Consider the following 8316-nt stretch of genomic DNA (forward strand, 5'->3'; position numbering starts at 1 on the left):
GGAGCGGTCGGACGAGCCGGCCGCCCTCGGCCCGGCGCCCGAGCCGGTCACCCGCGCCCGGGTGCCGCACCAGCCCGGGGACCGGCTGCCCGCGCTCCGGTCCACCGCCGAGCCGGAGGTGACCGACCCGGCCGCGGAGGCTCCGGTCGAGCGGCCGTCGCGACGCGAGGCGAGCGAGCCGGCACCGAACGGCCGCGAGATGGCCGCAGCACCATCCCGTGAAGTCGCCACCCCGCCGACCCGCGAGGTGGCGACGCCGCGGCAGCGGTCCGTCGCCGAGCGGAGCAGCCGGCCGGTTAAGCCGGTGCGAGTTCGCCCGCCGAAGATCAAGTTCGGTGACCGCGACCCGTCGGTGGAGCTGGCGATCACCGAGATCGCCGGTCACCTGACCTTCACGCCGAACACCGTCACCGCCTGGTACTGGCTCCCCGAGGTGCGCTGGGCCTTCCGGCCGGACGCCGAGCGGGAGGCGCTGCTCTCCGCCATCTCCGAGCAGTACGCCGGCCTGGCCGGTTTCCGGCTGCACCTGCGCCGCACCACCCGGCCCTTTCCGGCCGACGAGTGGGCCCGCACCATCGACGCGCACACCGCGTCGCCACTGCCCGACGTCCCCGGCACGGCGGGCTGGGCCGACCATCTGGTCGCCGCCCAGCGGCACCTGATGGCGGTCAACCACGCCGAGGGGCAGACCTACCTCGGCGTCACCTTCGCCCGGCGATCCCTCGGCGACTCACTCACCGAACGGCTGCTGCGCACCTTCGGCCGGGGCACCGCCGACGGCGAGCGGCGCAAGCTGGGCCGGACGGTCGAGCAGTTCGACGAGGTGCTCGGCGCGTTCGGCATGCGCGGCCGCCGGGTCACCGCACAGGAACTGGAATGGCTGCTCTACCGCTCGGTCGCGCTCTGCATGTCGCCGCCCGGCACCCTCTCCCCGGTGACCAACGGCCGGTGGGAACGCGGCGACCTGCTCGCCCTCACCGAGCAGGTGGAGCGCTACCGCACCCCGTACGGCTCGACGGTCAAGCTGGTCAACCGGATGACCGGCGAGGAGCGGCACGTCGCCGTGCTCGCCGTCGGCCGGATGGAGCCGCTGGAGATCCCCGAGCGGCACGAGCCCTGGCTGCACTTCCACGAGCGGCTGCCCTGGCCCATGGAGATCTCCACCCGGGTGGACATCCTCGGCCCGGGCGACTCCTTCCGTAACCTCGAGCACCGGCTCCGGATGATCCGGTCCCAGCAGCTCGACTACGCCGAGCACGGCATCGACGCGCCGCCGGAGCTGGAACGGCTCGCCAAGCGGGCGCTGGTGATCGGCGACGAGATGACCACCGGCCTGCCGGTGGACTCGGCCCGCGCGCACGGCTGGCACCGGATCGCCGTAGGCGGTCGGACCCGGGAGGAGTGTCTGGAGCGGGCCCGCCGGCTCATCCAGCTCTACTCCCGCGAGCTGCGGATCTCGCTCCAACACCCGAAGAACCAGGACTGGCTGGCCCGCGAGTTCATCCCCGGCGAGCCGATCGCCAACACCGGCTACGTCCGGCGGATGCCGGTCAACCTCCTCGCCGCGGCACTGCCCCAGGCCGCATCCACCGTCGGCGACCGTCGGGGCGACCTGATCGGCCGGACCGCGGGCACCTGCCGCCGCCCGGTCTTCCTCGACCTGCACTTCCCGATGGAGGTCCGGGAACGCTCCGGGCTCGCCGTCTTCGTCGCCGAGCCGGGCGGTGGCAAGTCCACCCTGCTCGGCGCGCTCGGGTACCTGGCCGCCCGGCGCGGCGTCCAGGTCACCCTGCTCGACCCGTCCGGCCCGCTGGCCCGGCTCTGCGCGATGCCCGAGCTGCGGCCGTACTCCCGCGTGCTCAACCTGACCGGCTCCGAGCAGGGGACGCTGGCGCCGTACGCGCTGATCCCGACACCGCTGCGCAGCGAGTTCAGCGCCGGCGCGGCGGGCGACCGGGAGTTCGAGATCGCCGTCTCCAACGCCCGGGCCGAACGACGGATGCTGGTGCAGGACATCTGCATGATGCTGGTGCCGCCGCAGGTGGCCCGGGAGGCGTCCACCGCGACCCTGTTCCGGCACGCCGTACGACAGGTGCCGGCCGAGGAAACGTCCACCCTGGACGACGTGGTCGCCTGCCTGCAGGGGCTGGACGACGACGCCGGCCGGGAACTGGCCAACCTGCTGCTCGACACCGCCGAGATGCCGCTCGCCAGGCTCTTCTTCGGCCGGCCACCGGAGGGGCTGCTCGGCGCCGACGCGGCGCTCACCGTGATCACCATGGCGGGTTTGCGGCTGCCCGACCTCAAGATCGAGCGCGAGTACTGGTCGGCCGAGGAGGCGCTCGCCCTGCCGATGCTGCACACCGCGCACCGGCTGGCGGTTCGCCGCTGCTACGGCGGCTCGATGTCGTCGCGGAAGCTGGTCGGCCTGGACGAGGCGCACTTCATGGAGGGCTGGCGCTCCGGCCGGTCGTTCCTGGTCCGGCTCGCCCGCGACTCCCGCAAGTGGAACCTCGCCGCCCTGGTCGCCTCGCAGAACCCGAAGGACATCCTCGGCCTCGACGTGCAGAACCTCGTCTCCACCGTCTTCGTCGGCCGGATCGCCGAGGACACCGAGATCGCCTCCGAGGCGCTCCGGCTGCTCCGGGTCCCGGTCAACGACGGCTACGAGGCGACCCTCGCCTCGCTGTCCCAGGCGGACGCCAGCTCCGCCGCCCGGCTCGGGTTCCGCGAGTTCGTGATGCGGGACGTGGACGGCCGGGTGCAGAAGGTCCGGGTCGACGTGTCGTACGTCGACGGGCTGCTGGAGCACCTGGACACCACTCCCGCCGCCGTCGCCCAGGCGGCCGGGCAGCTGCCGACCGTCCTGGCTGATCTGGAGGCGTGACATGGCGAGGGTCCGGGCACGGATCGCGGCGCTCCTCCTCGCGCTCGGCGTACTCGCCGTGGCCACCGTCGCCTGGCCGGTGATCGGGGCGACCCCGGCGTCCGCCGCGCCTCCGACGGCCCAGGCTCAGGCCCAGCTGTGCAGCACCAAGGAGTGGCAGGCCGACTTCCGCGCCTGCGTCGCGAAGCTCAAGGAGGTCAGCCAGGACCAGGTCGAGTGCCGCAACGCGCCGGTGCCCGGCGCGCCGGACTCCGGGCTGGCCGGCTGGTTCGCCTCCCGCCCGGACTCGGCCAAGCTCCCCGGCCCGAAGGGCCTCTACAGCGACTACGGCTACGCCGGATACAGCTACACGACGTACGACGTCGACGGCGGGTGCGCCTCGTCCGTGCTCCATCCGGACTACCGCTTCACCACCATGGTGGCCAACGGCGAGTTCATGTTCGCCAACGCGGTAATCGGTGCGTCGAACGCCCTGCGCGAGCGGGCCTGGGATCCCCGCTCGATGTGGGGCTGGGCCGACCCGCTGGTGGAGCACGCCACCAAGGCCGTCTACCAGAAGGTGTTCAGCGTCTTCGGCATCATCACGCTCTGCGTGGTGGGGCTCTATCTGCTCTGGCGGTCGCGCCAGTCGGACATGAGCAACGCCATGACCACCGCCGGCTGGGCGCTGCTGGTGATGGTGGCGGTGACCGCCCTGGCCGCGTGGCCGGTGAAGTCGGCGAACATCGCCGACAACACGCTGATCACCACGCTCGGCGTAGTTCATGACGCCGTCGGCCCGGCGACTCGGGACACCCCGGCTGGTCAGTGTGACGACCCCAACCCGGATGCATGCAAGGACCACCGGCCGCCGGCGGTGCGGGCCAGCGACACGGCGACCGAGACGATGCTCTACCGGAACTGGCTGCGCGGCGTGCTGGGCTCCGCCGACAGCGAGACCGCGAAGAAGTACGGGCCGGCCCTCTACGACGCCAAGTCGCTCTCCTGGGAGGAGTCGGAGAAGCTCCGCCAGAACCCAGCCACCCGGGAGGCGACCATCAAGGCGAAGCAGCAGCAGTGGGCCCGGGTCGCCGAGCAGATCAAGTCCGAGGACCCCGAGGCGTACGAGTACCTCCAGGGCGTCCGGGACATGGACCGGATCGGCGCCGGCTTCATCGCGGTGCTGGCCTCGCTGCTCTTCGCGATGTTCGACCTGACCGCCTCACTGCTGGTCCTGCTCGGCTTCCTGATCTTCCGGTGGGCGGTGATCGCGGCACCGATCCTCGGCACGGTGGGTCTGATGCGGCCGGCCAGCGCCGGGCTGCGCCGCCTGGCGAACGCGGTGGTCGCCGCCGTCTTCAACATCGCCATCTTCGGCACCGGCGCGGCCATCTACCTCTTCGCGGTCGACCTGATCATGAACACCCCGACCCTACCCGGCTGGCTGCAGGTGGTGCTGGTCTGGCTCTGCGGTGTGGTGGGCTGGCTGCTGCTCCGCCCGTACCGGCGGATCACCCAGCTCGGCGGGAAGGACAGCAGCGAGGCGGTCAGCTCCGCGGGGTCCTGGCACCGCCGGTTCTTCCGGGACGTGCGGATCGCGGCCCGGCTGGACGTGGTCGAGCCCGGCGGCACGGTGGAACCGGCGATCACCCGGCGCCGTGGCGTGGCACTCGACCAGGGCAGTCTGCGGCCGGAGGCACGACACGAGGACCCGTCGCACTCCGCCATCGGCGCCGGCACCGAACGGCAGCGGCCGGACGGGCGGGAGCGGGCGGACGACGCACCTGCTCTGGAGCAGCAGCCGGAGCGGCGGACCACCGCGCCCCGTCCCCGGCGCCATCAGCCCGCCACCTGGACGGAACCGGACGTGCCCGAGGAGGCCCCCTCCTACGCCATCTACCGCCCCGACTCGGCCGAACGCGCGCCGGTAAACCCGACTCCGCGGGTGCGCTCCGAGGCGCGGTGAGGGCGATGCGACGAGCGGTGGAGTTCCTGGTCACTCGGGTGCTGCGGTCCCGGCTCGGCATCGCGGTCGTGATCGCCGTTCTGGTCTTCGGGGTGATCGGAGCGGCCCGGCTGATCTCCGAACCGGTCGATTCGAGCGCCGGCCTGAGCAGCCGGCCGCGGGAACCGATCAGCACCGTCGATCCGGCGGCCGGTGACGACGGCGTCCTGTCGAGCGCGGCAGCCGCCGCACCGAAGACGCGTCCCGGCGAGTTGACCCCGGAGCAGGCCGCCGGCCGGTTCACGGCCGCCTGGCTGACCGGCCCCGGCAGCAGCGAGGACGCATGGCAGGCGCGGCTGCGACCCCTGTCGACATCCGCGCTGACGGAGAAGCTGACCGGCGCGGACCCGGAGAGCGTCCCGGCCCAGCGGGTGACCGGCCAGGTGACCCTCCGGCCCCGGACCGCGTCCTTCGTGGAGGCACTGATTCCCCTGGACAACGGGCGGCTCCGGCTCGAACTCGTGGCCCCCGACGGCCGGTGGTTGGTGGACGCGGTGGACTGGGAGAGGCAGTGACGGACACTCCCGGGGAGGCCGGGCCGCCGCCGCACCGCCGGAAGCTACGGCTCGGTGTCGTGGCCAGCGCGCTGACCGCGGTCCTCACCCTGCTCTGCTGCGTCGGCGGTGCCGCCGGGTTCTTCCTCACCGAACTGGGCGGCGAGGAGCAGGACGGCACGACCGCGGCAGGTCTGGGCTGCGGCACCGCCCACCAGGTCAGCATCACCGGCGACATGCCCCGGTTCGCCGAGTACGGCGAGGGCCAGCTGCGCAACGCCGCGGTCATCATCAGGGTCGGCCAGGACATGCAGGTGCCCGCCCGAGGCTGGGTCGTCGCCCTGGCCACCGCCATGCAGGAGTCGGCGCTGCGCAACCTGGCCAACAGCACGGTGCCGGCGTCGCTGGCGTTGCCGCACGAGGGCGTCGGCTCCGACCACGATTCGCTGGGCCTGTTCCAGCAGCGACCCGGCTGGGGCAGCGTCCAGCAGCGGATGACGCCCTCCTACACCGCCCACAAGTTCTACGAGAAGTTGGTCAAGGTGCCGAACTGGGAGCGCCGGCCGTTGACCGTGGTGGCCCAGCGGGTGCAGGTCAGTGCCTTCCCGGACGCGTACGCCAAGCACGAGGAGCTGGCTAGCCGGATCGTCGACGCGCTCGCCGGTGGCGCCGCCCGTACCGTGCAGATCGCGGGCCGGGCGGTCTGCGACGCCGCCTCCGGCGCCCGGATCGCCGCCTCGGGGTGGACGGCTCCGATCCCGGGTGGTGTCGGCTCCGGGTTCCGCACCGCGGACCGGCCCAGTCACGACGGCGTGGACATCGCGGCGCCGAAGCGGATCACCGAGATCCACGCCGCATCGAGCGGACGGGTGCTGGTCGCCCGCTGCGACCCGGACCACTCGGGGCGCCGGGACTGCGACCGGGACGGCTGGCCGGGCAAGGGCGGCTGCGGCTGGTTCGTCGACATCCTGCACGCCGGCGGCTACATCACCCGCTACTGCCACATGGTCGAGCGTCCCCGGGTGGTGCCCGGGCAGCTGGTGCAGGCGGGCGACGTGATCGGGCTGGTCGGCACCAGCGGGAACTCCTCCGGCCCGCACCTGCACTTCGAGGTGCACGTGGACGGCGACCGGTCCAGCCGGGGCGCGATCAACCCGGTCCCGTTCATGCGGGAACGCGGCGCACCCCTGGACGGCACGGCGTGAAGCTCACCGACGCATGACCGGCCCGCTGCCCGATCCGTTCGCGGACCAGCCCGACTGGGCTCCCCTGCCGCCCCGACCGATCGAGATCGTGCCCGCTACCGGTCGGGTCGAGTTGCGCGGCCGCCGGGTGCTGGTCGGCCTGCCCGGCCTCGGCTGGCGCGGAGACCTGCGCGCCGACGAGCGGGTGGTGCAGGGCAGCCGTACGTACGTGCCGGTCATCCCCGAACACGAGTGGTACCGCGCCGAGTCCGAGCAGGTGGAGGTCTTCGCGCCGCTGGTGCCGGTGGAGCGGGTCTGGGTGGAGAGGGTGGGCGACCGCCAACCCGCCACCCGCCCGACGGAGTCGGGCATCCGGCTGGTCTCCCTCGACGTGCCGACCCACCGGGCGCCGACCCCCGTGTTCGAGGCCGACGCGGTGGCCGGCCGGCGCGTCGTGCACGTCGCCGAGTCGACCGAGCGGCGCGATCTCCGCGCGGTCACCGAGACCTACTCCGGCGCTGACGGGGACATCTGTGTCCGGGTCACCCCGGAGCTGGAGTGGTACCGCTGGGCCTGGCGCGGGCAGGCGCCGACCACGTTGGAGGTTCCGGTGCACCTGCTCTGGATCGAGTGAGCCTCAGTTGATCTTGCGGCCTCCGCAGACGCGCCAACCGTCCTGATCGACGACGTCGAACTGCCATTCCTCACGCCGGCTGCTTCTCGTGTGGCCGTCGGCCGAGCTGGAAATGGTCAGCGTCGTGGTGACCAGCTCGCCGCGCTCGTTCTTCGCCCTGGCGAGGGCTCCCCAGCTGACCCGGACAACGACGTTGAAGTTCGCCTCGCGCTGCTCCACCTCGTTGCGCAGGCTCCGGACCGCGCCGAGATCGTCGCCGTCCTGGCAGGCGAACTCGTCGGCCTTGGTGTCATTGCGGTCAACCAGAAAGGCGCGGAGGTAGTTGTCCACCACCACGTCGGGCGCGCTGCGGTCGGGGGCGGTGGCGCGGTCGTACAGGAGGTAGCCGACGACGGCGCCGCCGGCGCAGAGCAGCGCGAGTATCCCGGCGACCACCGCGAGCACCGTGCGCAGCCGACCACGCGGGCGTTCCGGCGCCGACGCCGGCCCGGGAGGGGTCAGCTGGTCGGGCGGCGTCCGCTGCGCCGGTACGCGGGAGACCTGGGAACCGGCGGGGGGCTGCACTGATTCCACCCCCTGAGGCTATCGGCTGCGCGCCTCGTACCCAATGCCCCGGATTCATCCATCGGTCCCGCCGGATCGGCTGAAGCGAGAGACGATTCCGGTGACCCGGCTCGCAAAGACCGCGCAGCGCCGAGCGACATCCCGGAGGAGGACGCTCCGCTGGGATACCGTCACTGCTCGGGGAGGAGAGTCGGCCTCGGGAAGAGAGGTGGACGCGGTGGCCAGTCCGAAGGCGCGAGCCAGCCGGGCCGCCGCCCTGCACCGGCGGGCCGCCGCGGCGGCGACCGCCGCAGCCGGCATCCTCGACGAGATCCGACCCGCCCCGGCCGACCATCACCGGCAGTACGAGCTGGCGGAGCGGCTGCGGACGGCGGCTGCGCTCGCCGCTCCGGGTTGGTCCGGCGCTCCGCTGGAGACACTGGCGGTGGCGACTCCGTCCGGTGACCGCCCACCGCCCTTCGTCCGGATCGGCACCGCCGCGCCGTTGGACGACGCCCGCTTCCCGGCCCTCGTGCCGCTGCTCGGCAGCGGTCACCTGAGCATCGACACCGACGCCCGCGATCCCTGGC

The 8316-nt window shown here is 73.0% G+C and carries 6 protein-coding genes and 1 pseudogene; 6 read left to right on the forward strand and 1 reads right to left on the reverse strand.

Annotation, left to right across the window (positions count from 1 at the left end; translation table 11 throughout):
* From DKL51_RS05025 to DKL51_RS05045, 5 genes are all read left to right on the forward strand, one after another.
* Window positions 1-2887 (forward strand): ATP-binding protein (locus DKL51_RS05025; RefSeq protein ID WP_260428381.1); only part of this gene is annotated, 2887 nt, incomplete at its 5' end.
* Between the two features lies 1 nt (window position 2888).
* The gene (locus tag DKL51_RS05030; protein WP_109944949.1) at window positions 2889-4832 is read left to right on the forward strand and encodes an MraY family glycosyltransferase; all 1944 of its coding nucleotides are present in this window, start codon (window positions 2889-2891) and stop codon (window positions 4830-4832) included.
* The gene (locus DKL51_RS05035) at window positions 4829-5386 is read left to right on the forward strand and encodes a hypothetical protein (protein WP_124811784.1); all 558 of its coding nucleotides are present in this window, start codon (window positions 4829-4831) and stop codon (window positions 5384-5386) included. Before DKL51_RS05030 ends, DKL51_RS05035 begins: the two co-directional genes overlap by 4 nt.
* The gene (locus tag DKL51_RS05040) at window positions 5383-6570 is read left to right on the forward strand and encodes a M23 family metallopeptidase (protein ID WP_124811785.1); all 1188 of its coding nucleotides are present in this window, start codon (window positions 5383-5385) and stop codon (window positions 6568-6570) included. The genes DKL51_RS05035 and DKL51_RS05040 overlap by 4 nt, the downstream gene beginning before the upstream one ends.
* A gap of 13 nt (window positions 6571-6583) precedes the next feature.
* Complete coding sequence (locus tag DKL51_RS05045; protein WP_109944952.1) at window positions 6584-7183, forward strand: hypothetical protein; 600 nt, start codon at window positions 6584-6586, stop codon at window positions 7181-7183.
* 3 nt (window positions 7184-7186) lie between these two features.
* Here DKL51_RS05045 and DKL51_RS05050 read toward each other — a convergent pair whose 3' ends face one another.
* Complete coding sequence (locus tag DKL51_RS05050; RefSeq protein WP_124811786.1) at window positions 7187-7747, reverse strand: hypothetical protein; 561 nt, start codon at window positions 7745-7747, stop codon at window positions 7187-7189.
* A 208-nt stretch (window positions 7748-7955) separates the two neighbouring features.
* Here DKL51_RS05050 and DKL51_RS05055 point away from each other — a divergent pair.
* A pseudogene (locus DKL51_RS05055) lies at window positions 7956-8316 on the forward strand (FtsK/SpoIIIE domain-containing protein); the annotation flags it as partial.

The organism is Micromonospora globispora, assembly GCF_003857015.1.
GTDB classification, from domain to species: domain Bacteria; phylum Actinomycetota; class Actinomycetes; order Mycobacteriales; family Micromonosporaceae; genus Micromonospora; species Micromonospora globispora.

Bases quoted from the DNA above. Each gene is read 5' to 3' on its own strand.
- DKL51_RS05030 (WP_109944949.1), top strand. From the start codon at position 2,889: ATGGCGAGGGTCCGGGCACGGATCGCGGCGCTCCTCCTCGCGCTCGGC.
- DKL51_RS05045 (WP_109944952.1), top strand. From the start codon at position 6,584: ATGACCGGCCCGCTGCCCGATCCGTTCGCGGACCAGCCCGACTGGGCT.